At 69.7% G+C, this 25841-nt stretch carries 23 protein-coding genes; 11 read left to right on the top strand and 12 right to left on the bottom strand.

The window, feature by feature from the left end; all coding sequences use genetic code 11:
* Positions 1-9 precede the first annotated feature (9 nt).
* Entirely contained in the window at positions 10-540 is a 531-nt protein-coding gene (locus tag B3611_RS08010) for a hypothetical protein (protein WP_291314557.1), read from the bottom strand.
* A 37-nt stretch (positions 541-577) separates the two neighbouring features.
* On the opposite strand from B3611_RS08010, the gene B3611_RS08005 reads away from it, so the two are divergent.
* The 7 genes from B3611_RS08005 to B3611_RS07975 all read left to right on the top strand — a co-directional run bounded on the left by B3611_RS08005 (position 578) and on the right by B3611_RS07975 (position 11378).
* A complete protein-coding gene (locus B3611_RS08005; RefSeq protein ID WP_291314556.1) occupies positions 578-814 on the top strand; it encodes a hypothetical protein in 237 nt (78 codons plus the stop codon).
* A 134-nt stretch (positions 815-948) separates the two neighbouring features.
* On the top strand, positions 949-2364 hold the full coding sequence (locus tag B3611_RS08000) for an FAD-binding oxidoreductase (RefSeq protein WP_291314555.1): 1416 nt from the start codon (positions 949-951) through the stop codon (positions 2362-2364).
* A 12-nt stretch (positions 2365-2376) separates the two neighbouring features.
* Positions 2377-3141 (top strand): decaprenylphospho-beta-D-erythro-pentofuranosid-2-ulose 2-reductase, encoded by a 765-nt coding sequence (locus B3611_RS07995; RefSeq protein WP_291314554.1) that lies wholly within the window; start codon positions 2377-2379, stop codon positions 3139-3141.
* Between the two features lie 45 nt (positions 3142-3186).
* Positions 3187-5178: an arabinofuranosyltransferase gene (locus tag B3611_RS07990; protein WP_291314553.1), complete on the top strand. Its 1992-nt coding sequence runs from the start codon at positions 3187-3189 to the stop codon at positions 5176-5178.
* A gap of 23 nt (positions 5179-5201) precedes the next feature.
* On the top strand, positions 5202-8648 hold the full coding sequence (locus B3611_RS07985) for an arabinosyltransferase domain-containing protein (RefSeq protein WP_291314552.1): 3447 nt from the start codon (positions 5202-5204) through the stop codon (positions 8646-8648).
* A gap of 133 nt (positions 8649-8781) precedes the next feature.
* The gene (locus B3611_RS07980) at positions 8782-10689 is read left to right on the top strand and encodes a M13 family metallopeptidase (protein WP_291314551.1); all 1908 of its coding nucleotides are present in this window, start codon (positions 8782-8784) and stop codon (positions 10687-10689) included.
* On the top strand, positions 10686-11378 hold the full coding sequence (locus B3611_RS07975) for an alpha/beta hydrolase (RefSeq protein WP_291314550.1): 693 nt from the start codon (positions 10686-10688) through the stop codon (positions 11376-11378). Before B3611_RS07980 ends, B3611_RS07975 begins: the two co-directional genes overlap by 4 nt.
* Here the strand turns inward: B3611_RS07975 and B3611_RS07970 are convergent.
* The 6 genes from B3611_RS07970 to B3611_RS07945 are packed head-to-tail and all read right to left on the bottom strand — an operon-like array spanning position 11375 to position 15495.
* Positions 11375-12226, bottom strand: coding sequence for a hypothetical protein (locus tag B3611_RS07970; protein ID WP_291314549.1), 852 nt, complete (start codon positions 12224-12226; stop codon positions 11375-11377). The two genes, B3611_RS07975 and B3611_RS07970, sit on opposite strands and share 4 nt — an antisense overlap.
* Positions 12227-12241: 15 nt before the next feature.
* Positions 12242-13015, bottom strand: a complete 774-nt coding sequence (locus B3611_RS07965; protein ID WP_291314548.1) for a hypothetical protein — start codon at positions 13013-13015, stop codon at positions 12242-12244.
* 18 nt (positions 13016-13033) lie between these two features.
* Positions 13034-13819 carry a VOC family protein gene (locus B3611_RS07960; protein ID WP_291314547.1) on the bottom strand — a complete coding sequence of 262 codons (786 nt, stop codon included), beginning with the start codon at positions 13817-13819 and terminating at the stop codon, positions 13034-13036.
* Positions 13820-14101: an RNA-binding S4 domain-containing protein gene (locus B3611_RS07955; protein ID WP_291314546.1), complete on the bottom strand. Its 282-nt coding sequence runs from the start codon at positions 14099-14101 to the stop codon at positions 13820-13822.
* A gap of 28 nt (positions 14102-14129) precedes the next feature.
* A complete protein-coding gene (locus tag B3611_RS07950) occupies positions 14130-14837 on the bottom strand; it encodes an SDR family oxidoreductase (RefSeq protein WP_291314545.1) in 708 nt (235 codons plus the stop codon).
* Between the two features lie 10 nt (positions 14838-14847).
* Complete coding sequence (locus B3611_RS07945) at positions 14848-15495, bottom strand: alpha-ketoglutarate-dependent dioxygenase AlkB (protein ID WP_291314544.1); 648 nt, start codon at positions 15493-15495, stop codon at positions 14848-14850.
* A 23-nt stretch (positions 15496-15518) separates the two neighbouring features.
* Here B3611_RS07945 and B3611_RS07940 point away from each other — a divergent pair, with 23 nt between their 5' ends.
* A complete protein-coding gene (locus tag B3611_RS07940; RefSeq protein WP_291314543.1) occupies positions 15519-15686 on the top strand; it encodes a hypothetical protein in 168 nt (55 codons plus the stop codon).
* Positions 15687-15877: 191 nt separating this feature from the next.
* On the opposite strand, the gene thpR is transcribed toward B3611_RS07940, so the two are convergent.
* Positions 15878-16405 (bottom strand): RNA 2',3'-cyclic phosphodiesterase, encoded by a 528-nt coding sequence (gene thpR / locus B3611_RS07935; RefSeq protein WP_291314542.1) that lies wholly within the window; start codon positions 16403-16405, stop codon positions 15878-15880.
* 81 nt (positions 16406-16486) lie between these two features.
* Here thpR and B3611_RS07930 point away from each other — a divergent pair, with 81 nt between their 5' ends.
* The gene (locus tag B3611_RS07930; protein WP_291314541.1) at positions 16487-18733 is read left to right on the top strand and encodes an ATP-dependent RNA helicase; all 2247 of its coding nucleotides are present in this window, start codon (positions 16487-16489) and stop codon (positions 18731-18733) included.
* Positions 18734-18736: 3 nt separating this feature from the next.
* Here B3611_RS07930 and B3611_RS07925 read toward each other — a convergent pair whose 3' ends face one another.
* Positions 18737-19435 (bottom strand): TetR/AcrR family transcriptional regulator, encoded by a 699-nt coding sequence (locus B3611_RS07925; RefSeq protein WP_291314540.1) that lies wholly within the window; start codon positions 19433-19435, stop codon positions 18737-18739.
* The gene (locus B3611_RS07920; protein ID WP_291314539.1) at positions 19432-21792 is read right to left on the bottom strand and encodes an MMPL family transporter; all 2361 of its coding nucleotides are present in this window, start codon (positions 21790-21792) and stop codon (positions 19432-19434) included. The genes B3611_RS07925 and B3611_RS07920 overlap by 4 nt, the downstream gene beginning before the upstream one ends.
* 125 nt (positions 21793-21917) lie before the next feature.
* On the opposite strand from B3611_RS07920, the gene B3611_RS07915 reads away from it, so the two are divergent.
* Entirely contained in the window at positions 21918-23357 is a 1440-nt protein-coding gene (locus B3611_RS07915) for a basic amino acid/polyamine antiporter (RefSeq protein ID WP_291314538.1), read from the top strand.
* Positions 23358-23363: 6 nt separating this feature from the next.
* On the opposite strand, the gene B3611_RS07910 is transcribed toward B3611_RS07915, so the two are convergent.
* On the bottom strand, positions 23364-23942 hold the full coding sequence (locus B3611_RS07910) for a TetR/AcrR family transcriptional regulator (protein ID WP_291314537.1): 579 nt from the start codon (positions 23940-23942) through the stop codon (positions 23364-23366).
* Between the two features lie 36 nt (positions 23943-23978).
* Positions 23979-24740, bottom strand: coding sequence for a TSUP family transporter (locus tag B3611_RS07905; RefSeq protein WP_291314536.1), 762 nt, complete (start codon positions 24738-24740; stop codon positions 23979-23981).
* A 72-nt stretch (positions 24741-24812) separates the two neighbouring features.
* Between B3611_RS07905 and B3611_RS07900 the strand changes: the two genes are divergently transcribed.
* Positions 24813-25835 (top strand): AbrB family transcriptional regulator, encoded by a 1023-nt coding sequence (locus B3611_RS07900; RefSeq protein WP_291314535.1) that lies wholly within the window; start codon positions 24813-24815, stop codon positions 25833-25835.
* Positions 25836-25841: the final 6 nt, after the last annotated feature.

The following is a 25841-nucleotide window of genomic DNA, read 5'->3' as shown; positions in this document are numbered from 1 at the left end:
CGGTTCATGTCACCGGGTGCCCGTCTTCCCCGGTTTTGCCGCCTCGACGGCGAGGTACCCGGCGGCGACAACGACCCCCATCAGGGTCCACGGCCGGGAGATGCCGCGCCGACGCAGCGCCTGTGCGGCGGAGCGGTGCAGGACGGAACTGGCGGCCGTGACACCGGCTGCGGTGGCACCCAGACCACTAATGACCGCCCACGTTTTCGCGGGGCTGCCCTCGCCGTGAACCGTGGCCGTCAGATCGTTCGCGGGATCCTCGTCAAAGGCGTTGAAGGCGGCGATGGTGGCCAAGTTGGCGGCCACCAGGGCGGTACGGGCGGCGGCGGTGCGCTCGGTGATGTCGCCGAGCGCGTACCACCCGGTGATGAAGCCGGCCTGGATGAGGCGTCCCCCGAAGGTATTGTCGAGGGCGTTGTAGTCGATCTTCTCGGGTGCTTCGTTGTGCTCGCCGGCGTGCGGCTCGGGGGCAGCGTGCTTCGGAGCGTGGTCTTCTCCGTGCCGGGTGTTGTCCCGGGGTGCGTCCATGGGTGCGTCCATGTCGGCCCATGGTAGACGCGCACTAGGCTGGGCGGTCATGAGAAAGCACTACAAGGGCGACGATCCGAACGCGACCCACGAGGCGGCCCAGCGCATTGAGGCCCCGTTGTCGGACTTCATGGCGCGCCTCTTCGCCGAGGAGCTGCCCTTCCTGGACTCCGAGTCGCGCACCCGCGTCTACGCCCTGCTGCGCGAGCACAAGGCGGCGGGGCGCCCGGTGATCACCTCGCAGGAGGAGTTGCCCGCGGAGATCCGGGAGATCATGGACCTGTAGGGTCCGCAGCGGCGCGGTCGGCGCGGTGGGCGCGGGCGGTGATTACCAGCACGTATCGCTGTGTTCGTATCCAACTTTCGGCGGGTGCGGGCTAGGCTTGTCCGCGTATGCCTACTAAGGAGATCTCTTAGAACATGGAACTTCACACAACCGTTGAATCCCTCCACGGCTGGGGCCGCACAGCACCCTCGACGGCCCACGTCCTGTCCACCCCCGACGTCGAGGTGATCAGGGAGGCGGTGGCCCGGGTCGCCGCGGACAACGAATCCCTCCCCGAGCGCCAGCGCCGCGGGGTCATCGCCCGTGGCATGGGCCGCTCCTACGGCGACCCCGCCCAGAACGGCGGCGGTCTGGTCGTGGACATGCGGGCGCTCAACGAGATTCACTCGATCGACCCCGATTCCGCCATCGTCGACGTCGACGGCGGCGTCACCCTCGACCAGCTGATGAAGGCGGCATTGCCGTACGGCCTGTGGGTCCCCGTCCTGCCCGGCACCCGCCAGGTCACCATCGGCGGCGCCATCGGCCCCGACATCCACGGCAAGAACCACCACACCGCCGGTTCCTTCGGCAACCACGTGGTGTCCATGGAACTCCTCGTCGCCGACGGGCGCGTCCTGCACCTCACCCCCGAGGGCAGCACCGACGACCCGGACGGCACCCTGTTCTGGGCGACCGTCGGTGGCATGGGGCTGACCGGCATCATCCTGCGCGCGCAGATCCGCATGACCAAGACGGAGACCGCGTACTTCGTGGCGGACACGGACCGCACGGACACCCTCGACGAGACCATCGCCGCCCACTCGGACGGCTCCGAGGTGAACTACGAGTACTCCTCCGCCTGGTTCGACGCCATCTCCGGGCCGCCGAAGACCGGCCGCTCCACCATCTCCCGCGGCTCGCTGGCCACCCTGGCGCAGCTCGAGGAGCTGGCGCCGAAGCTGGCGAAGGACCCCCTGAAGTTCAACGCCCCGCAGCTGATGACGGTGCCGGACATCTTCCCCTCATGGACGATGAACAAGCTCTCCCTGATGGCCATCGGCGAGGCCTACTACCTCATGGGCGCGCCCGCCCGTAACCAGGTGAAGAACCTGACGCAGTTCTACCAGCCGCTCGACCTCATCGGGGAGTGGAACCGCGGCTACGGCTCCGCGGGCTTCCTGCAGTACCAGTTCGTGGTGCCCACCGACGCGGTGGAGCCGTTCAAGGACATCATCTACCAGATCCAGTCCAGCGGCCACTACACGGCGCTGAACGTGTTCAAGCTCTTCGGCGAGGGCAACCGCGCTCCCCTGTCCTACCCGATGAAGGGCTGGAACGTGTGCGTGGACTTCCCCATCCGCCCGGGCCTCCACGAGTTCCTCGACCGCCTGGACGACCAGGTCATGGAGTTCGGCGGGCGCCTCTACCTGGCCAAGGAATCGCGTACCTCGGCGGAGAAGTTCCACGCGATGTACCCCGGCATGGAGGGTTGGCTGCGCACCCGCCGCGAGATCGACCCCACCGGCGTCTTCGCCTCCGACATGTCCCGCCGCCTCGAGCTCAGCTAAAGGAGAACACCCATGCTTAACGCAGTAGGCCAAGCCCAGAACATCCTTCTCATCGGCGGCACCTCGGAGATCGGACTCGCCATCGTCGGCGAGCTCCTCGCCCGCGGCGGCGCCCCGACGGTCACCCTCGCGGCCCGCCAGGATTCCCCGCGTCTCGACGACGCCGTGGCCGAGGTCCAGCGCGCGGGCGCGGGTCGGGTGCGCCTGATCGACTTCGACGCCACCGACTTCGGCTCCCACCCCGGGGTCATCGACGCCGCCTTCGCGGACGGCGACATCGACGTCGCGGTCGTGGCGTTCGGCACTCTCGGCGACCAGGAGGAGCTGTGGCAGAACCAGGCCCTCGCCGTGGACTCCGCGCAGACGAACTACACGGCCTTCGTGTCCGTGGGCGTCCTGCTCGGACAGGCCATGAAGGCCCAGGGGCACGGCACCATCATCGCGATGAGCTCCGTCGCGGGCCAGAAGGTGCGCCGCTCCAACTTCGTCTACGGCTCCGCCAAGGCCGGGATGGACGCCTTCTACCTCCAGCTCGGGGAGGCGCTGCGCGCCGACGGCGTAAAGGTGACCGTGGTGCGGCCCGGCCAGGTGCGCACGAAGATGACCAAGGGCCTGGACGAGGCGCCGCTGACCGTGAACAAGGAGGATGTCGCCCAGGCGGCGACCGAGGCCGCGCTCAAGGGCGACCGCACGGTGTTCGTGCACAAGCTGTTCGGCCCCATTTCCTTTGTTCTCCAGCACGTTCCCGCGTCCATCATGAGGCGGTTGAACTTCTAACCTTCCAAAACGGGATTGCCGGTGCCGTGTGACAAACTGATATCCATGCGAGTTCTTCACCCGGAAACACCACCGACCACCGGAGGCGGATCCACCGCCGCCTCCCGCGCGGGCACGGCCGGGCGAGATGCCCTGACCGTGCCCGCCACGCTGTGGCGCATCCCCGCCGCCCTGGTCGGCGGGGGTGTTTTCGCGTTGCTCTCCTGGTTCATCCTCCACTCGGTCACCCTCCCGGCGTTCAACACCTCCACCGTGACGCCGGCGCTGGCCACCGCGTTTTCCTTCGCGGTCATCCTCGTCACCGCGTGGCTCGTCTGGCTGTGGATGCGCGACGATCGCGCGGGGCGCACCCGGCCAGCCTGGCGCGCCGCCCTGACGGAGATTGCGGCCACCCTCATGCCCGCGGGCCTGGTTGTCACCGCGCTGGGTGTCCCGCTGAGCGCAACCAAGCTCTACCTCTGGGGCATCCAGGTCGACCAGGGCTTCCGCACCCAGTTCCTCAACCGCATGACGGAACAGCTCGGCAACCACGACATGAACTACTTCGGCTTGCCGACGTTCTACCCGCTCGGCTGGTTCTGGCTCGGCGGACGGATGGCCAACGTCCTGCACATGCAGGGCTGGGAGGTCTACCAGCCGTGGGCCATCGTCTCCCTCGCCGCGGCGGGTTCGGCCCTGACCCCGGTGTGGCGCAAACTCACCTCCTCGCTGCCCCTCGCCGCGGCGATCGCGGGCATCACCATCGCCGTGATCCTGACGAAGACCGCGGACGAGCCCTACGCCGCCATCGTGGCCATGTTCGTCCCGGCGGCGGCCGTCGCCTCGGCCCGCGCCCTGCGCGGTTCTCAGTCCGCCACCGCGGGCCTGGCCGTCTACCTCGGCCTGTCTGCCACGTTCTACACGCTCTACACCGCCATCTCGGCTCTGACGGTCGTCGTCCTCGCCGCAGTGATCTTCCTCGCGGAGGGCCGGAAATGGACGCCCGTCAAGCACCTTCTGGCCATCGGCACCGGCTCGATCGTCATCGCCCTGATCACGTGGGGCCCCTACCTGTACCGCCGGGTGTTCGGCGGATACGCGGTGCGCAGCACGGCGAACCACTTCCTGCCCAACGAGGGCACGGTCCTCCCGCTGCCCTTCTTCTCCCTCTCCGTCATCGGCGCGCTCAGCCTCGCCGGCGTGGTCTTCCTCATCGCCCGGGCACGCGACGCCCGCTACTCGGGCCTGCTCGTCGCGCTGGCCGTCTGCTACTTCTGGGCGCTCGCGTCCATGGTGGCCCCGCTGGCGGGCACGTCCCTGCTGGGTTTCCGGGTCGAGGTGCTGATCACCCTCCTCTTCGTCACCGCCGGAGCCCTGGGCGCGGCCGAGGCCGTCAGCGGTCGCGCGGGCACCGACCTCCTGCCCCGCATGGGCGAGGGAAACCGGAGGGTCGTCGCGGCCTCCGCCGCTGTCCTGGCCGCGGCCTCCGTACTCACACTCGTCCAGCAGATCCCGGGGGAGAACGAGACGCACATCGACCAGGCCTACGGCGACACCGACGGCAACGGCGATCGCGCGGACAAGCGCCCCGCCGATGCCGGCCGCTACTACAACGACGTCGCCGCCTTCATCACGGACCACGGGCGGGCCCCCGCCGACACCGTGGTCTACACCGACGAAGTCAACTTCATGGCCTACCACCCCTTCTACGGGTTCAACGCGATCACCAGCCACTACGCCAACCCGCTCGGCGAGTTCGACCTGCGCAACGAGGACCTTGCCGCCTGGGCCGAGGGGTCCTTCGGCGAGCTCTCCGACCCGGCCAAGCTGACCGGGGCGATGGACTCCTCGCGCTGGCGCGCCCCGGACGCCTTCATCTTCCGCGGCGACCTGGACAATCCCGACGAGCCCTGGAAGAGCCACATCTCCCACGACATCTTCCCCAACCAGCCCAACGTGCGCTACGACGCCATCCTGTTCAACCCCGCGGCCTTCGACTCGCCCGCGTGGGACGTGAAGCAGATCGGCCCCTTCGTTGTGGCGGTTCGTAACAAGTGAGATGGAAAGTAGAGTTACACGACGTGACAGCTCCAGAAAAACCCACTCAGCAGGAGGGTTCGACCGTGGTGGCGCACGATCGGGCGTCGAAAAGCCTCGTGCGGCTGGCCACCGTGTCCGGCCTGCTGGCGTTCATCTGCTTCGTCCTCACGCCGCTGCTTCCGGTCAGCCAGGTGCAGTCCTCGCTGAACTGGCCGCAGGAAGGTTCCCTGAACTCGGTGAACGCGCCGCTGATCTCGCTGGCGCCCGACGACATCGAGGTGACCGTCCCGGTCTCCGCGATCGCGTCGTTGCGCAGCGGGCAGACGACCGTTTTGGGCACGCTCCCCGACTCGTCGAGCGAGGCCTACGACCGTGGCATGTTCGTCACCGCGCCCGGGGGCGGCGTGGTGGTCAACTCCGTGAACAAGGTCATCTTCGAGCTCACGCGCGACGAGGTGAAGTCGCTGCCGGGTGACGCGAGGATCCGGATCCGCGCGGACAGCGAGGGCACGAGCGTCGAGGTGCCGGGCACCGGTTTCAGGGAGGAGAGCGACGAGGACCTCCGGCCGCAGATCACGGGCATCTACACCGAGCTCGACGGGGATGCCGCGAAGCTTGTCGACGCCGGGTTGAGCGCCCACGTGGACATCAACTCGCGCTTCACCTCCACCCCGACCCTGGCGAAGACGCTCGCGATGGTCGTCGGGGCGCTCTCCGCCCTGACCGCCCTGTACAGCCTGTGGAGGCTGGACCGCTGCGACGGTCGCCGCATCCCGCGGCTGCGCCAGGAGTGGCGCGGCGTCAAGCCCCTCGACGGCGTCGTCGTGGCCGTCCTGGCCTTCTGGCACGTCTTCGGGGCCAACACCTCGGATGACGGTTACCTGCTGACCATGGCGCGGGTGGCCAACCACTCCGACTACATGGCCAACTACTACCGCTGGTACGGCGTCCCCGAGTCCCCCTTCGGCTCCCCGTTCTACGACCTGCTCTCGCTCTTTGCCAAGGTGTCCACCGCCTCCATGTGGATGCGCCTGCCCACGCTGATCGCGGGCCTGCTCATTTGGTGGATCCTCTCGCGGGCGATCCTGCCGCGCCTGGGCAGCGCCATCGCGCAGCGCCGCGTGGCGTACTGGACGGCAGCCTTCGTCTTCCTCGCCTTCTGGCTGCCCTACGACAACGGCACGCGCCCGGAGCCGGTCATCGCCCTCGGGCTGATCGCCACCTGGGCCGCCTTCGAGCGGGCCATCGCCACGGACCGGCTGTTCCCGGCCGCCCTCGGCACCGTCATCGCCGCGTTCACCCTGGCGTGCGGACCGACCGGCCTGGCCGCGGTGGGTGTGTTCCTGGTCAGCCTGCCCGCCCTGCTGCGCACGATGCACCGCCGCCGGGACATTGCCCCGGCGCTGGCCTACGTCGCCGCCTTCCTGGGTGCCGGCACCGCGGTGATGATCCCGGTGTTCCACGACCAGACCATGGCAGCCGTGCTGGAGGCCACCGCCGTGCGCTCGAAGGTCGGGCCCGCGCTGGAGTGGTATGCGGAGTGGACGCGCTACTCCACCCTGTTCCAGCAGTCGGTGGATGGTTCGATGTCGCGCCGCTTCCCCATGTTCGTCTTCATGTTCAGCGTCATCCTCATCCTCTGGGCGCTGGCGCGCTACGGGCGCATCAACGGCGCCGAGTCCGGGCCCGTTCAGCGCCTGGTGATGATCATCGGCCTGTCCACGTTCTTCTTCATGTTCACGCCGACGAAGTGGACCCACCACTTCGGCATCTACGCCGGCATCGGCGGTGCCGCGGCCGCCGTCGGCGCGGTGGTGCTCAGCCAGGTCGCGCTGCGTTCGGTGCGCAACCGCACCCTGGCCATCGCCGCGGTGCTCTTCCTCATGTCGCTCACCCTGGCCGGTTGGAACGCCTGGTGGTACGTCTCCTCCTTCGGCGTTCCGTGGTGGGACCGCACCGTCCAGCTCAAGGGTGTGGAGGCGAACACGGTGATGCTGGTGATCACCCTCGCCGTGCTTCTCCTGGGTGTCGTGCAGGGGCTGCGGCACCAGGACACCGAGCCGATCACCGACCGCGGCCGCTGGGCGGGCATCATGTCCGCGCCCATCGCCGTCGTGGCGGTGCTCATGGTGGCGTTTTCCTGCCTCACCTTCCTCAAGGCCTTCGTCGCGCAGGCCCCCGCCTACTCGGTGGGCATGGGCAACGTGAAGACGTTCACCGGCAACAGTTGCGCCCTCGGCGGGGACGTCCTGCTGGAGACCGACACGAACGAGTCCTTCCTCACCCCCGTCGGCGGCGTGCCGCTCGGGCGCTCCCTCGACGCCGGCGAGCACCGGGGGTTCAACCCAGAGGGTGTGCCGGCCTACATCACCTCGGAAAGTGACAACGCCGCGACCGCCGACTCGCGCACCAACTCCGACAACACCGCCGCGGCCGCCCCAGTCAACAACACCAACACCGGCGCGACCACAGGATCCAGCACGGGCGACGCCTCCGGCAACTCCAACGCCAACGACGCGAACGGGTCCAGCGGCAGCGGAAACGCCACGCCCGACGCGAAGTCCAGTGACGCCTCCGAGCAGGAGCAGTCCACCTCGCGCACCAACACGCAGGGCAACCGCGCACCCGAGCTGCGTGGCATCAACGGCTCCACCGTGCGCCTGCCGTTCAACCTGGACTACAACAAGGTGCCTGTCCTGGGCAGCTTCTCCGACAGCCCCGAGGGCTCCGCAAAGCTCGAGACCTCCTGGTACGAGCTCCCCGCGGCCCGCGAGGACGCCCCGCTCGTGGTCGCATCGGTGGCCGGGCGCATCGCCCACCACGACATCAACGGTGTCGAACAGGAGGGCACCGACCTCAAGCTCGAGTACGGCACCCGCAAGGACAACGGCGAGGTCGAGGTGCTTGGCGACGTCGAGATGCTCGACCAGGGCCCCACCCCCTCCTGGCGCAACCTGCGCTACCCCATCGCGGACCTGCCGGGGGAGGCCAACGTGGCCCGCCTCGTCGGCGAGGACACGTCGCTGAAGGCCGAGGACTGGATGGCCGTGACCCCGCTGCGCGCCCCCACGCTCGCTCCGCTGGGTGAGGTCCTCCACCCGGACACCCCGGGCCTGCTCGACTGGTCCGTGGCGTTCCAGTACCCGTGCCAGCGCACGTTCAACCACTACGCCGGCGTGGCCGAGATCCCCGAGTTCCGCATCATGCCCGACGCCCCGGGCAAGAAGAAGCTCTCCGCGTTCATGGACTTCCTCGGCGGCGGCTCCCTCGCCACGGCCGAGGCGGTGAACTACTCCTACGAGATTCCGGGGTACATGAACCACGACTGGCAGCGTGACTGGGGTTCGGTGGCCAAGTACGAGCGCCGCACGAACTCCGTTGGTGAGGCACCGAAGGTGGCCGAGATCAACCACGAGGACATCACCCGCACGGGCTGGTGGAGCCCGGGCCACATGAAGGTCCGCGACCCCGAGGAGGATTCGCAGTAGCGTTTCCGGGGCCCGCCCGGCCCCGGTAGCGGGCCCCGCCCCGCACACCGCCCGAGCAACCCCCGCACCCAGCCCACCGGCAGCCGGCGCCCGCCCCCCGCGGCGGCGCCGGCTGCCGCGTTAAGGTGGTGGCATGAAAGACCTGTTTGAACTAGTCAACGGCCACTGGGTGGAGACCCACACCATCCCCGCCGACCGCGGCATCGACGGTGCCTTCTACGCCCTGCGCGACAAGTCGGAGGAGGACGTGCACGCGCTCCTGCGCGACGGTGCCGGCCGCGGCGGTGATCTCTTCCTCTCCTTCATGGACACTGACGGGGTCAACGCCGCCGGCATGGAGCCCCTGAAGAAGGACCTGGACCGCCTCGGCGCCTCGGACATCGGTGAGTTCGTGCACAACCTCGGCCTCCTCGAGCGCGACGGCGTGGGCGGCCCGCTGACCTACTGGGTGGAGAAGGACTCACAGGGCGAGGATGCCGTACCGTACCTCTTCCAGTCCGGGCTGGGTCTGCCCGACGAGGCCTACTACCGCTCCCCCGAGCACGCGGAGACCCTGAAGCGGTACGTGGGGCACGTCGAAAAGATGCTCGGTTTCGTCGACCCGTCCTACCTCTTCGGGCTCACCCCGCAGATCGCCGCCCGGCGCATCGTGAACCTGGAAACGCAGCTCGCACACAGCCACTGGGATGTCGTCGCCACACGCGACGCAATGGCCACCTACAACCCGGTGGAGCTAGAGGAGCTTCCGGCCATCATCCAGACTCTGCTGCGCGCCTCCGGCCTCGGCGACGGGCGGGTGATCAACATGATGCCCTCCTTCACCGCCGATCTGGCGGGCATGCTGCGCCCCGAGACCCTCGCGGACTGGCAGCTGTGGGGCGTGTGGAACGTCCTCCGCTCCCGCGCCGGCGTCCTCCCGGAGGAGGTCGGCCGGGCGAACTTCGACTTCTACGGCACCGCCCTGTCCGGGGCCACGGAGCAGCGCGACCGGTGGAAGCGCGGCGTGGGCCTGGCGGAGTCCCTGGTCGGCGAGGAAATCGGGCAGGTCTACGTCCGGGAGCACTTCCCCGCCTCCTCGAAGGACCACATGCTGGAGCTCGTGGGATACCTGGTGCGCGCCTACCGGGAGCGCATCTCCACCCTGCCGTGGATGGGCGAGGGCACCCGCGAGCGCGCCCTGGAGAAGCTCGCCCAGTTCAACTCCAAGATCGGCTACCCCGACCGGTGGCGCGACTACTCCGCGCTGGAGTTCTCCCCGAGCGGTGCGGACCTGCTGGACAACGTGCGCCGGGGCGCGGCCTTCGAGCACGAGTACCAGATCGACAAAGTGGGCAAACCCACGGACCGCGACGAGTGGGTGACCACCCCGCAGACCGTCAACGCGTTCTACAACCCGGTGGTCAACGACATCACCTTCCCCGCAGCGATCCTGCAGCCGCCGTTCTTCGACCCCGAGGCGGACGCCGCCCAGAACTTCGGCGCGATCGGCGCGGTCATCGGCCACGAGATCGGGCACGGATTCGACGACCAGGGCTCGCGTTACGACGGCCTGGGCAATCTCCAGTCGTGGTGGACCGACGAGGACCGCGAGCGCTTCGAGGAGCTCACCGCCAAGCTGGTCAAGCAGTTCACCGGCCTCATCCCGGCCGTCCTGGACGGCCGGGAGGACATCTCGGGCGTGAACGGCGAGTTCACCCTGGGCGAGAACATCGGTGACCTGGGCGGCCTCGGCATCGCCGTCGTGGCCTACAGGCTCTACCTGGAGGACCACGGGATGGAGGACGGGCCCTCCCTGCCCGTCGACGGCCTCGAGGGTGAGTTCACCGGCTTCCAGCGCCTCTTCCTGGCCTGGGCGCGCGTGTGGCGCTCCAAGGTTCGCCCGGAGATGGCCGCGCAGCTGCTGGCCATCGACCCGCACTCCCCCAACGAGTTCCGCTGCAACGTCATCGCCGCGAACATCCCCGAGTTCTACGGGGCCTTCGACGTGGAACCGGGCTCCCGGGTCTGGGTGGAACCGGAGGACCGGGTGGTGATCTGGTGAGAAAGCCCCTCGAGCAGGGCTCGCCCGACGACGCCTACCCGGAGAACATCCAGGGCGACCCCTCCTTCAACGTCGGGGGCGTGGAGCGCCTGCTGCCGGAGGAGCTGCAACTGGAGCAGCTGCTTTCCTACATGGAGGCCACCTACCCGGTGGAGGGCGACCCCTCGGACAAGTACCTGGCTCTCCTGCCCGACCGCCTGACGCACGCGGCGATGCTCATGCTGGGCTCGGCCGTGGACCACACCATGCCGGGCGTGGCCTTTCCGGGTGGCGTGGCCGCCTCCGAGGTGGAGTGGGGCACGCTGTTCACCCCCTCCGAGCCGGGTGGCGCGTGGGTGGTGTCCTGCGCCCCCGCGCTCGGCCCGGAGGCGCGCGAGCACGCCTGGCGCCCGGAGGTGGCGGGGGCGGCGGAGCTGTCGGGCACGACCATCATCGACGTCACCGACCCCGCCGAGGCCCCGGCCGCCGTCGAGTACGCCCGCTCACGGGGGGCAACGCGTGTGACGCTGTGGGGCTTGGGCGCGCTGCCGGAGGCGGACGCCGATGCCCGGGTGGTCACGTTTCCCGCCGGTGACGTCGACGCCGACCTGGTCCAGACGGAAGCCGCGTACTACACGCGCGCCGGTATCTCGACGCCGGCGCAGGCGCGCCGCCGGGTCCGGGACGTCGCCGCCTTCCTGCGCGCCTAGAAAGGCAGCTGGAACCCGGGGATGTCCACGTGGGGTGCTCCGACCGGCACGAGGACATCCGCCGGGATGAGGGTGAGCATGTTCATCGGCAGGTAGGGCGCAAGGACGTTGCGCAACGGGACTGCCGGGGCCCACACGGGGCCGGCCGAGCTGGTCCACCCGCCGTTGGCGTCGGTGATGCCGGGTTCGACCGCGGCGACGGCGTCATCGGTGTTCGCCTGCGCCCCGCCGTAGGTCAGGGCCGCGGCGGACCAGCCGTCGCCGAAGGAGACCGAGGCGGTCTCGGTGGCGAAGTCGTCGGACCAGCCGTACTTGGTGCCCTGGGCGCCCGGGAGCTGCGACGTGCCGTAGTTCTGCACGAAGCCGTCCGCGGCGACGGGCGCGGCGGTGCGCATGCCGGTGAGCAGGGGACCCGCGGCCGGATCCGGCTCGATGTCGCTGACGAACTTCGCTGCGTCGAGGGCTGAGGTGGTGGTGTTGCCCCAGCTGCCCACGCGGTGGGTGGCACCGAGCCCGTAATCCCGCGCGGTCTCGTCGATCGCCTGCGGGTAACGGCGGTCCAGGTCGGTGGCGGTCCCGTCGTCGGAGCGGCGGATCATGTCCTCCACGCGCCACTGGTCCTCGGGCGCACCGTAGCGCAGCACCCAGTAGCCCAGGTAGAGCTTGGCCAGGGACAGAGCCGGGCGGGGCTCGGCGGCGTTCGGGGTTCCGGTCCAGGTACCGCCGGGGTGGTAGACGGCAACCGCGGAGCGTGGGTCGGACCAGCCGCCGCGCACGTCCATTGCGTGGGCCGGCGCGCCGGTGAAGACCACGGCGGAAGCGAGGAGCAGGGGGAGGAAACGTTTCACCCCTCCATTATGAACCTAACTGCCTAATTTCTTAAAGGGCGCTGGGAAACCGTCCCCAAACCGCCAGTTGCGGAGGGGGCGCAGCAGGGGTGAGCGCTGCTTGGTCTCGTCGATCTGGCGGATGCCGCGGATCGTGTCGGTGGTGTTGTCGTAGGCGTCGCCATTGGTCAGGGCGGCGGCGACCCAGGTCTCGTCGCCGATCTCGCCGAAGGCCACGCTGCCGGTCTGGGACTTCTCGTCGTTGGACCAGCCCGTCTTGAAGCCCTCCACGTGGTCCAGCTTCGCGGTGCCGAAGACCTGGCGGAAGCCGTCGTCGGCGGTGTCGGGGACGCTGCGCATGCCGTCGAGAAGCGGCTTGGCCTGCGGGTCCCAGACGATGGAGGCGAGGAACTTGGCCACATCGTAGGGCGAGGTGGTGGTCCAGCCCCACGCGCCGTTGCGCTCGGTGTGGGGCAGGCCGAACTCGGCCGCGATATCCCGGATCGCCTCGGGGTGGGCCTCGTCGAGCTTTTCGGCGTAGGAGTTGTTGGACATGCGGATCATATCCTTGACCAGGTCCTTTTCCTCGTCCGTGCCGTGGTAGAGCACGTAGTAGCCGAGGTAGAGCTTGGCCAGGGAGAGTGCCGGACGGGGCTCGAGCGCGTCGGAGGTGCCGGACCAGCGCCCGTCCGGGTGGTACACCACAATGGCGGTGCGGTTGTTTTCGTACGACCGCTCAATCTCGTAGGCCTGGGCCGGCGCGGCCGACACGAGGAGGCAGGCGCACAGCGCCGACACCAGCTTTTTCACGCTTCACATTATGGCACCCTAGAGGTCGAGGATTGAGTCAGCCTCGTTGTACTCCTCGTAGCTGGGCTCCTCCACCTCGCAGAGGGTGACTGTCGCGCCCGTCGGGTCCGCGATGACGGCGAGGAGACCGAAGGGATGCTGCTCCGGGCCGAGCAGGAGCTCCCCGCCCAGCTCCTCGGCTCGCCGCGCCGCGGCGGCGGTGTCGGCCACCCCCAGGTAGGTCTCCCAGAACCCGGCCATGCCCTCCAGCTCGTCGCGGCCCGACTCGTCGCGCATGCCCAGGAAGGGCGCGCCGTCGCGAAGCGCCGTGTAGTACCCGTCGTCGACGCGCACCTCCCAGTCGAACAGCTCGGCGTAGAAGTCGATGCACTCCCTGCCCCTGCTCACGGCGACGTACTCGTGCCAGACCGGGGTGCCGGGCTCACCGGCGGCGACGAACTGGTCCTCGCCCGCGGGCGCGATGAGACCGAACACCGCCCCCGCCGGGTCGACGCAGAGCGACATCTCGCCGAGCGAAACCTCGGCGGAGGCGAGGACGGTGCCGCCGAGCTTCTCGACGTTTCCGCGGTCCCGCACCGGGTCACGGGTGAGGAAGTAGGTGACCCACCCGTCGGTCATCGTGGGGTCGTCCAGCTGCGGGATGAAACCGGCCACCGGCAGGCCGTCCTTGCGGGCGACGCGGTAGGCATCTGCGGAAACCTCCCAGCCGAGGACGCGGGAGTAGAAGTAGGTGGATTTCTGGGTGTCCGTGGTGGCCAGGTCCTGCCAGTACGGCATGCCCTCCATCGCCTCGAAAGCCGGCATTTACAGGTTCCTCCACTTTTCGGGGTCGAAGTCGTCGTTGGCGGTGCGCTCGTCGAAGTAGTCGGAATCCTCCCCGCCGGTGACGACGGTCGCCGAGGTGCCTGCGACGGTGACCACGTCGGCGTCGGCAAGCATGTGCCCGCGGGAGGTGACTACCTCGCCGTTGACCAGCACCTCTCCGCCGGCGATGAGCTCCTTGGCCTGCCCGCCGGTCTCGGCGAGGTTGGCCAGCTTGAGGAACTGACCCAGCTTGATCGAATCTCCGGTGATTCCAACGTCCATGGAGGACAAGCCTAACCGCGGCGCAAGGTCAGCGCTCCGCCTGGTCGGTCGGCATGATGTTGAGGGTGTCGATGTTGACGTGCGCGGGCAGGCTCGCCACCCAGCGCACCGCCTCCGCCACGTCCTCGGCGCTGAGGTTGAGCTTGCCCTCGTAGACGGCGTCTGCACGCTCGGTGTCGCCGGCGAAGCGGTTGCGGGAGAAGTCTGTCTTGACGCGCCCGGGGTCGATCTCCGTGACGCGGATGAGGTTCTCCGCCTCCTCGCGCCGCAGGGCGCGCGTGAGCCCGCGCAGGCCGTACTTCGCGGCGTTGTAGCCCGAACCACCCCTGTAGGCGTCGGTGCCGGCCACCGACCCGATGTTGATCACCAACCCCTCGGCGGCCCTGAGCTGGGGGTAGAGCGCCTGGGTGACGCGCACGGTGCCGTAGACGTTGGTCTCGTACATCCAGCGCCAGTCCTCCTCGCTCGCGTCGCGCAGGTAGTCGAGACCCCGCGCCCCGCCCGCGTTGTTCACCAGCAGGTCCACCCGGTCGAGCTGTGCGGCAAGCTTGTCGACGCTCTCCTGATCCGTCACATCGAGCTCCACCGCCACACCCCCGATCTCGCGCGCGATGGGCTCGCAGCGCTCGATGCGCCGCGCCGCCACGTACACGGTCCATCCGTCACCGGCCAGCGCCCGCGCGGCTGCCTCGCCGATGCCCGCCGATCCGCCCGTCACCACAGCAATCTTGTCCATGGGCACAAGTTTAGGTGGGGACGACCTGCCGCATGGTGATGTTGATCCTGCCTTCCCTCAACCCCGTGTATCCGGGGCCGGTGCCGGGACGTGGCGGGGTGACCCCGTGGCGGGCCCGGCGCGCGGGACCCCCGAAGACCAGCGCGTCACCGGACATGAGGACCACTTTGTGCCCCTCGATGCGGAACACCGTCTCGTCGCCGATGGAGAGGCTGACCACGGGGTTGTCGGCCTCCTCCTCGGCGTCCACGTGCTCGCCCATGCCGGCGCCTGGCGGGTAGTAGTTCACCAGGGCGGTCTCCACCTTCATCGGGGTGATGGCCGGGTCGAGGGCGTTCGCGCGCGCCACGACCGTGTCCGCGACGGCCTGGTAATTCTCCGGGACCGGCGGGACCGGGGTGCCGTCGACTTCCCGGACCAGGCGGTAGGGGTTGGTGGCCCAGAACCAGCCGAGGGACATGAGGTGGGCCTTCATCTGGTTGCGCCCCACCTGCGGGCGACGCATTGCGACGGGGGTCCCGGCCACGTCCCGGGTGATCCCGCGCGCCTGCTCCACCAACCCGCGCTGCTGGTCCGGGGAGAGAAAGCCCGGTAAGTGCACCACGCCGGGCATGACGCGCTGCGGGGCGCGGGGCAGCTCGGCGGCGTCGAAAAGCATGCCCACACGCTACCCTGAAGCGAATGAACCGGAACGTGATCCTCGCCGTCGTCATTGCCGTGCTCGTGGTGGCCGCCTACTTCCTCGCGGAGGGGCGCTGGGTCGGGCCGCTGGTGGTGCTGGCGGCATCGCTGCTCGCGGTGTTCGCGTCGCGGCGGGACGGGGCATTTTCTGCGGAGGCGGTTCGGTAGGTGCCCTGGGCGGCGTTTTCTGCGGGGCGGGGTGCGCCTCCGCCGTCGCCGCCGTCTCCGCCACAAACCGGTAAAACCAAACCGGTAAAAGCCCTGGTGGACGAAACGCGCCCAAAACGCGACCTGCAGTTTTACCGATCTAGTTTTGCCGGTTTGCGGCAGCACTCGCCACCTACCACAACACCCGCCGCCTACTGCAGCGCGAAGCTCTCCACCACCTCGTAGCGCGGGCCGCCCCCGCGCCCCGACCCGAGGTGCGACTCCACCAACTGCACCTCCTCCACCGCGAATTCCGGGCCCCGGTACACGCTCAGCGCCCGGGCGTGGTCGGCGACCAGCCATGAATCCCGCGTCCGCGCGCCCGCCCGCGCAACCGTCAGGTGGGCCCGGCGGCGCTCGTCCGGCTCCGCGGCACAGTCCCCCATCAGCGCCCGCAGTTCCGTGGTGTCGCCGCCGACCCCGATCCACAGCGTGCGCCTGCTGAAGGACCCGGCCCCGCTCAGGTTCAGTCGCAGCGGCCCGTGCAGCCCCGCCGCCCGCGCCACCAGCGCCGTCGTGGCGGCGGCGTCGTTGGGCTGGTCGCCGTAGAAGGCCAGCGTGAGGTGCCAGTTGTCCGGATCGGTCCACCGCAGCTCGGGCCCGCGCAGGGGCCGCAGGGCAGTGACCAGGTGCTCCCGCGGGGCGTCGGGAAGCATCACCGCCGCGAACAGCCGCCTCATCGCTTTCCGACGCCCCCGCGCCCCGCTCCACCCATCCACACCATGCCCCGGCACCTTACCCGCCCCGCTACCCTGTTGGCCATGGTCACACCGGCGTTCAACCTCGAGAAGATCGGCCGCGGCCTGCCCGTCAGCCGGGTGATCGCCGACCTCCCGGAGGCGGGACCGCTTGTCGTGGAGGCGCCGCCCGGCACCGGCAAGACCACGCTGCTTCCCCCGGCGATCGCGAACGTCGCGGGGAAGACCCTCGTCACGGCGCCGCGGCGGGTGGCGGTGCGAGCCGCGGCGCAGCGCCTGGCCCAGCTCGACGGCTCCCGGCTCGGCGACAGGGTGGGATACTCCATCCGCGGGGAGCGCCACCCGGGCACCCTGGTGGAGTTTGTCACCCCTGGCGTGCTGCTCAACCGCCTGCTCGCCGACCCGGAGCTCGGGGGCGTGGGCGCGGTGGTTGTCGACGAGGTCCATGAGCGCCAGCTGGACACCGACCTGGTCCTGGCCATGTGCATGGAACTCGCGGTCCTGCGCGAGGACCTCTACCTGGCCGCCATGTCCGCCACGCTCGACGCGCGCGCCCTCGCCGGGCAGATGGGCGCGCGCATCCTCAGCACCGAGGCCGTCACCCACCCGCTGGATGTCACCTACGACCCGCACCCGGGCCGCGTGGAGGGCACGCACGAGTTCTACCGCCACGTCGCCGACCTCGCCGGTGCAGGTGACGCGCGCACCCTCGTCTTCGTTCCCGGTGTGCGCGAGGTGGAGCTCGTCTGCTCCCACCTGCCCGACGCCGCCCCCCTGCACGGCCGGCTCAGCAGCTCCGAACAGGACCGCGCCCTGAACGGTGACGCACACACGGTCGTGGCCACGAGCATCGCCGAATCCTCCCTCACGGTGCCGGGTGTGCGCCGCGTCGTCGACGCCGGGTTGTCCCGCGTCCCCCGGCGCGACGCCGCCCGCGGCATGACGGGGCTGGTCACTGTTTCCGCCGCGAAAACCAGCGCCGACCAGCGCGCCGGCCGCGCCGGGCGCCTCGGCCCGGGCGAGGTCGTGCGCGCCTACTCGCAGGCGGACTACCAGCACTTCCAGCCCGACATCACCCCGGAGATCGCCACCTCGGACCTCACGGGCGCGGCCCTCACGATGGCGGCCTGGGCCTCCCCGGACCTGCCGCTTCTCACCCCGCCACCGGCCCAGGCACTCGCCGACGCCCACGAGGCGCTGCGCCTCCTCGGCGCCCTCGGCTCCGACGGCGCAATCACGGACCTCGGCCGCAGGCTCGCGCGCATGCCGGTCGACCCCCGCCTCGGCGCGGCGCTCGTCAGGTTCGGCTCCGGCGCCGCCCCCACCGTCGCGGCCCTCGCGGAGGGCATGGGCGGTGACCTCTCCTCCGCCCGCCCCCCGAAGCGCCAGGTGGACCGGTTGGCGCGCCTCGTGCCGCGGACCGATCCCGTCCCGGCGGGTGAGGTGCTCGCGGTGGCCTACCCGCAGTGGGTGGCCAGGCGCACCGGCGAGGAATACCTGCTGGCCAGCGGCACGCGTGCCCGCCTTGGCATCCCGATGGGCGCTCCCGAGTGGATCGCCGCCTCGGAGGTGCAGCTCACCCGCGGCGGCGCCGTCATCCGCTCCGCCGCCCCCATCCCTTTCCCGGAGGACAGGGTGCGCACGCACACGCGGGCCACGCTGGCGGGCGGGAAGGTCCGCGGCCGCAGGGTGACGGCGGTCGGTGCCATCGAGCTGACCTCCACACCCGTGCGCCTCTCCCCCGCCGAGGCGGAGGAGGCGCTTGCCGGGCTCACCTTCGACGCATTCACGCTTGACGACGCAGCCCGCGGCCTCAAGGAGCGCCTCGATTTCCTCCACCACACCCTGGGCGACCCCTGGCCGGACGTCGCGGAAGGGGACTATTCGCCCGAGGTCGCCGAGGTGGCCAGGGGGGCGTCGATAAGCGGGCTCGACATGCGCGCGGCGTTCATGCGGCAGCTGCCCTGGCCCGAGGCCTCGCGCCTCGACGAGCTCGCGCCGCAGCGCCTGGCGGTGCCGAGCGGCTCGCACCCGCGGGTGAGCTACGCCAACGGGCGCCCCGTGGTGCGCGTCAAGCTGCAGGAATGCTTTGGCCTGGCGGCCTCCCCCGAGGCCGCGGGCGTGCGGGTGCTGTTCCACCTGCTCTCCCCCGCCGGGCGCGAGCTGGCGGTGACCGACGACCTGCGCAGCTTCTGGGACGGGCCCTACCAGGAAGTGCGCAGGGAAATGCGCGGCCGCTACCCGAAGCACCCGTGGCCCGAGGACCCGTGGGCGGCGGTGGCGACCGCGCGGACGAAGAACAGGATGTGACCGCTAGGCGCCGAAGCCCCCGGCCAGGAGGGTGAATTGGGCGTCGAGAAGCTCCGTCGCCTCCGGGGAGCCGTCCTGGAGCACCCACGGCGAGAGGTGGCACGCCGACTCCGCCGCAGCCGGCCCGGACGCGCGCCGCTGGGCGGATTCCACCGCGATGGCGCCCGCCGTGAGGCTGGAAATGAGCAGCAGGGCGGTGGCCTGGCGCGTGAGGGTCCCGCCGCCGCGGCGGTAGAGCGCCTCGAGCAGGTCGTCGAGCATGTGCCGGACGCGCTCCCGGTCCTCGGGGCCCGTGACGTAGCTCAGGTGGCCGCCGATGGTCATGAGGTTCAGCAGCGTGTCGGGAGCTTCCGTTGCGCCACCCGTTCCCGCCGACCCCGCCGACTCCGTGTGCACGACGCGCTCGGTGATCAGCCGGCGCAGGGTCGCGAGCGGGGTCTCCCCCTCCGGTGCCCGGCGGACCTTGTCCGCGAGCTCGGCGACGGTGGCCTCGAGGAAGGAGATGAGCGCGTCCTCGCGGCGGGGGAAGTAATTGTGGAAGGTCCGCGGCGAGACCCCGGCGCGCTCGGCGATGGCGGCAACGGTCATCCCCTCGTTGCCCTCGGTGAGCAGCAGCTCCGCGGCGGCCCGGGCGAGGGAGCGCCGCGTGTTCTCCTTCTTGCGCTCCCGGTGGGTGAGCGCGGTGCCTGGGCCGTCCGTCATCGCGCCGGAGCCTCGATGCCCTTCAACCCCTCGCCCTCGACATCCACGCGCGGGAGGATCCTGTCCAGCCACGTCGGCAGCTTCCAGGCGCGGTCGCCGAGGAGGAAGAGGGTGGCGGGCACGATGGTCATGCGGACGATGAAGGCGTCCAGGAACACGGCCATGGCCAGGGCGGAACCCATCACCTTGATGAAGGGCTCGTCCATGAGCATGAAGGCCGCGAAGACGGAGATCATGATCAGCGCCGCCGCGGTGACCACGCGGGCACCGTGCTTGAAACCGTTGGACACGGCGTTGCCGGCGGTCTTGCCGTGCACGTAGCCCTCGCGCATGCGGGTGACCAAGAAGACTTGGTAGTCCATGGCCAGGCCGAACACGATGCCGATGAGCATGATGGGCAGGAAGGACAGCAGCGGCTGCGGGTCCTTGTTGATGCCCAGCCAGCCCTCCTGCCAGATGCCGACGGTGACGCCGAAGGTGGCTGCGACCGACAGCGCGAAGCCCAGCGCGGCGATGAGCGGCACCCAGATGGAGCGGAAGACCACCATGAGCAGAAGGAACGCGAGCACCACGACGATCGCGACGTAGGGGACCAGCACGCTGGAGAGGCGTTCGGAGATGTCGTCGTAGATCGGGGTGGTGCCGGTGATCTCGTAGGACGCGCCGGTCTCTTCCGCGAACGCCGGTGCGGCGTCGCGCAGTGCCTGCAGGGTGTCGCTGGTGCGCTCGTCGGTGGCGCCGTACTCGGGGGTGATGAGCAGCTGCGCGTCGTGCATGTCCTCGGTCATCCCGACGATCTGGGCGTTCTTCACGCCGTCGACGTCGTTGATGTCCTTCACCGCGGTGGCGAAGGCCTGCTGCGCCTGCTCCGGCGTGGCACCGTCGCCGGCCTCGGCGAGGGCGGTCATCGGGGCGTTGCGCCCGGGGCCGAAGTCCTCGTCGACCCACTCCGCGGCGGTGCGGGTCGGCGTGCCCAGGGCGGAGGAGCTGTCGGTGGGCATGGCCAGGCGCATCTGGAGCGCGGGCAGGGCGAGCAGGGCGAGAACGAGCACGCCACCCAGCAGGAACACCAGGGGCCGGGCGCGGATCTGGCGGACCCACTTCAGGCCCATTGTGGGCTGCTCGTTTTCCGGGTCGGGGGCCTTCACACCGGGGATGGGTGCGGAGAACACCTTGGTGCCAAAGGCGCCGAGCACGGCGGGGAGCAGGGTGATGGCCACGAGGACGGCAATGGCCACGGTGAGCGCCGCGGCCAGGGCCATGGCGGTGAGGAACGGGATGTTGATGATCGACAGGGCCGCGAGAGCGATGAGGACGGTCAGGCCCGCGAAGCACACGGCGGACCCGGCCTTGCCCACGGCTAGGCCGGCCAGGTGGGCGCGTTCGCGGGCACTGAGCTTCTTCACCTCGGCGGCCAGCTCCTTCGGAGTGAGGTCGGTCCGCCCGATGTGGGCGATGATCTCGTTGCGGAAGCGCGAGACGATGAACAGGGCGTAGTCAATGCCCACGGCCAGGCCGACCATCGTGGCCAGGGTCGGGGTCATGGAGTTGATGGTGTCCGTCAGCGCGGTGCCGGCGAAGATGAGGCCCATGCCGGTGCCCACGCCGACGATGGCGGAGATGAGGGGCAGGCCGGCAGCCATGAGGGAACCGAAGGTGATCAGGAGGACCAGGGCGGCGACGAGCAGACCGATGATCTCGGACGCGCCGCCGATTTCCTGGGCCTGGAAGACGTTTCCGTTGTAGGCCACCTCGAGGTTGCCGGTGGCGTCGTTTTCCACGGTGGAGGTGAAGTCGTCCCGATCCGCCGGGGCGACATCCTGCGTGGTGGGCGAGTCGAAGGTGACCTGGAAGGTGCCGGTACGGCCGTTTTCGCTGAGCGGGGAAACGTCGGCGAAATCCTTCGCGATCTGCTGCTGGATCTGCTCCTCCGTCATACCCTGCGCCTGGAGCTGCGGGGTCTTCTGTGCGGTGAACTGCTGTTCCATGCCGGCGGCGGCCGTCGCCGGGTCGACGATCGTGTCCGCACCCTTGAGGTAGTCCTTGGACTGCACGTCCTTGATCAGTTTGTCCAGGTCGGCCTTGACATCGGCGTCGGAAAGCGTCTTGCCGTCGGCCGCGCGCACGACCACACTGCCGGAGGGCGCCTGCATAACGTCCTCGCCGCCGAAAATTTCCTGGATGCGGTCATTCGTTTCCAGGGACTGCAGCCCCGGAATGGTCATGTTGGTGGTGGTCGGTTTCATCATGGTGGCGGCCGCGGTGCCGGTGCCGATGAGAATCAGCAGCCACACGGCGAGGAACCGCCAACGGTGGAGGTAAGCGGATCGTCCGATCCGGTAGAGGAATTTAGCCATGCCGGACATTCTTGCACTCGTTGTGCAATCATGCACATCGAACGCATTTTTAGGCACAGCCTCCGCCTGAAATACCCGCTCCCCCGCATTTAATAATTGGGGAACACCCACGTATCTTTAGCTGCATGACGACCGCGCCCCAGACGCACACGGTGACCATGTGGACCCTGGTCTCCCTGATCATCGGATCGACCATCGGCTCCGGCATTTTCGCCCTGCCGCAAAACATCGCTTCGGTGGCGAGCCCCGGCGCGATGCTCATCGGCTGGGTCATCGCCGGGGTGGGCATGCTGTCCATCGCCTTCGTCTTCCAGATCCTCGCCCGACGCGAACCGCACCTGGACAGCGGGGTGTACTGCTACGCCCGGGCGGGCCTGGGCGACTTCATCGGTTTCACCAGCGGACTGGGCTACTGGCTCGGATCAGTCATGGCGCAGGTCGGTTACGCAACCCTCTTCTTCCGCACCCTCGGCCACTACGTCCCCGCCTTCGACAACAGGTGGGTCCTCGCCGTCTCCGTTTCCGCCATGACGTGGTTGATCTTTTTCGGCCTGTCCCGCGGGATTCGGGAGGCCGCGGTGATGAACCTGGTCACCACCGTCGCAAAGCTCGTGCCCATCGTGAGCTTCATCGTTCTGGTCGCCTTCCTCGGCTTCTCCTGGGACCGGTTCACGCTGGACTTCTGGGGGAAGGGCTCAGGCATCCCGCTGAGCCGGCAGCTGCAGGGCATCATGCTGTTCACGGTGTGGGTCTTCATCGGCATCGAGGGCGCGTCCGTGTACTCGAAGCAGTCGAAGACGCGCACCGACGTCGGCCGCGCCACCGTCGTCGGCTTCCTCTCGGTGCTCTTCCTGCTGGTCGCCGTGTCGACGCTCTCCTACGGCGTGCTCACCCGCGAGGAGCTTGCCGCGCTGCCCGAGAACTCCATGGGCGCGGTCCTCGACGCCGTCGTCGGACCCTGGGGCGGGGCGTTCATCTCGCTCGGCCTGTGCCTGTCCGTGCTGGGTGCCTACGTGTCCTGGCAGATGCTGTGCGCTGAGCCCCTGGTGATGATGGCCGGTGACGGCCTGCTGCCCCGCCGGCTGGCCGCGACCAACCGCGCGGGCGCGCCGTGGCTCGCCCAGCTGGTCTCCACGGCGGTGATCCAGCTCTTCGTGATCATCTTCTTCGCCAGCGAGACCTCCTACAACGCGATGGTGCAGCTGGCCACGATCATGTACCTGCTGCCCTACATCTTCACCGCCCTCTACCTCGTGCTGCTCGCCGCCCGCGCGTCCCGCGGCGGGAGCATCCGCTTTGCTACGCCCCGGGAGAACCGCCGCCACCTCGCCGTGGGCGCCCTGGCCCTCGTGTACTCCCTGTGGCTCATCTACGCCGCCGACCCCGTCTACGTCCTCCTCGGGGCGTTGGCCGTGGTGCCCGGTCTCATCGCCTACGTGTGGACGCGTCTCGCCGCCCGGCAGCGGCTGTTCAACGCGTTCGAGTGGGTGGTCGTCGCCCTCGTCGTCGTGGGCGCGGCGTTCGCGGTGGCCGGGCTCGCCGACGGCTCCCTCAGCCTGGGCTGAGCCGCCTCAGGCCCGCAGCATCGGCCAGACGAGCGCGGCCAGGTGCCGGGCGTGGGCCTTCGGGTCCCCGAACTCGAAGGCCGAGCGGACGAGGATGCTGCCCACCACCATCGAGACGATCGTGCGGGCGTCGACATCGGCGGAGAACATGCCGCGCTCCACGCCCTTGCGCACGTAGACCTCCAGGCCGCTGAGGACCTCGTCCGTCAGCCTGTCGGCCCATTCGCTGACGTACTCCTCCCGGCTGGCCAGCAGCGAGCCGATAAGGCGGATGCCGATCTCGTTTTCCAGGTGCTCCTGCAACTGGGCCAGGAACGACTCGAACTCCCCGTAGGTGGCCGGGTACTGCTGCGGGATGCGGATGACCACGTTGGAGAGGGCGTCGGCAAGCATGTCCCTGCGGTCGCCGTAGCGGCGGTAGATGGTCGTCTTCGCCACCCCGGAGTGCGCGACGACCGCGTCGATGGTGACGGCGTTGAAACCCCGCTCGCGCGCCAGTGCCAAGACGGAGCGGTAGATCTTCTCCTCGGTTGCCTGCCGGCGCTTCGGTCGCTGACCAGCGGTGCTCTTCGTCTCGCGTGCCATTGACCCACTATTTCACATTCGCTTCCGGCGTACGGGTCAGTTGCGCAAACTTGCCCACTCCTGCCACCCCAGGCGCGCGCAGAGCACAACCACGAGGGTGAGCAGCGCCCAGCGCACCAGGTTCGAGCCGCCCTTGAGCACCGTGCGGGCGCCGATCTGCGCGCCCACCACGTTGGCCACGGCGAGCGCCAGCGCCAGCTTCCACTGCACGAAACCGCCGGCGATGAACACCGTGAGCGCGCCGAGGTTGGTGGCGGTGTTGATCACCTTCGCCATCGCCGCGGACTTGAGGAAGGCCTGGGAGAACACGGCGGTGAGGCCGATGATGAGGAACATGCCGGTGCCGGGGCCGAAGATGCCGTCGTAGAACCCCACGGCCGCGGCAACACCGGCGCCGCCCAGGACGCGGCGGCGCGTGACCGTCGCCTCACCCACCTCTGCGCCGAACGTGGGGCGCAGCGCCACAAACGTGCCCACGGCGAGCAGCAGGACGATGATCGCCGGGCGCATCACGGAATCCGACACCAGCGAGACGGCCAGCGCGCCGCACGCCGAAAGGGCGAAGGCGATCGCCGCATAGACCCAGGTGCGGCGGGGAATGCCCACACGGCGCACCATGGTGGCTGCGGCGGAGGCGGTTCCCGTGAACGCGGCGACCTTGTTGGTCGCCAACGCCGCCGCGGAGGTCAGCCCGGTGGTGGACAGCAGCACCGGGATGAGAACCAGCCCCCCGCCGCCGATGACGGCGTCGACCCACCCTGCCAGCATGGCGGCGGCCAGCAGGAACACATACGTCATCGCTTCACCACCGTGCGCGGCATCTCGGGCACCATGGGGCCTGAGAGTACACGGCGGGTACCATGACCCAGCATGAATCGCTGGTTCGTGGTCGCCCCCGCCTCCGTGGCGCTGGGGTGGCTGCTGAACCGGCTGCACGTGCCCGCCGCGTGGATCCTCGGCGCGATCCTCGCCTCCGGCGCCATGGCCCTGGGCACCGGCCGGGACCTGAAGGTCAACCGCCGCTTCTACGGCGTGTGCCGCGGCATCATCGGCATCCTCGCCGCAGTCCCCCTCGTGGGCATCCCCGTCCACCAGCTCCTGCACTACCTCGTCCCCGGCCTGGCCGCCGCGGCCGTGACCACCGGCGTGGGCATGGCGGGCGGGTTCCTCCTCGCCCGCCGCGGGGAGGTGACCCGGGAGACCGGGGTGCTCTCCATGCTCGCCGGTGGCGCGTCGATCATGCCGGCAATCGCCGAGGACCTCGGCGCGGACATGCGCTACGTCGCGTTGACCCAGTATCTGCGCCTGCTCACCGTCTCCGTCACCCTCCCGCTGGTCGCATCGCTCTTGACGACGCCCTCCGCCAGCCCCCCACCCGAGACCGCGCCCACCTGGTGGATGTGGGCGCTCGTGCTGGCCATCGCCGTCGCCGCCGGCCCGGCGGCCGAGAAGCTGCACGTCCCCGTCCCCAGCGTGTTCGGGCCCCTGCTGGTCACCGTCCTGGTCGCCGGTTTCCTGCCCGCCCCCGTGGTCATGCCGCGCCCGCTCGCGGTGCTCGCCTTCCTCTCCATCGGCTGGGTGTGCGGCGGCGGGTTGTCGGTGCCCTCCCTCAAGCAGTTCAGCCGCCAGCTGCCGCTGACGGTGGTCTGCATCGTCACCATCATGGCCGCCTGCGCCTCGATGGGCTGGGTGATCTCGAAGTGGCTGGGCGTGACCTTCTTCGAGGGCTACCTGGCCACCAGCCCCGGCGCGCTGGAGACCGTGCTGGCCCTTTCGGCCGAGGGCGGCGCGGGCCCGGCCGTGATCGCGCTGCAGCTCATCCGCCTGATCACCGTGATGCTGATCGCGGGGTATCTGCCCCGCATCCTGGGCCGGTTCACGCGCGGGGCGTAGCCGGTC

The sequence above is a fragment of the Corynebacterium sp. UBA2622 genome (assembly GCF_002339505.1).
In the GTDB taxonomy this organism is placed as follows: Bacteria; Actinomycetota; Actinomycetes; order Mycobacteriales; family Mycobacteriaceae; genus Corynebacterium.
The sequence above is the reverse complement of the archived record's forward strand: the minus strand, read 5'-3'. Positions and strand labels throughout refer to the sequence as shown.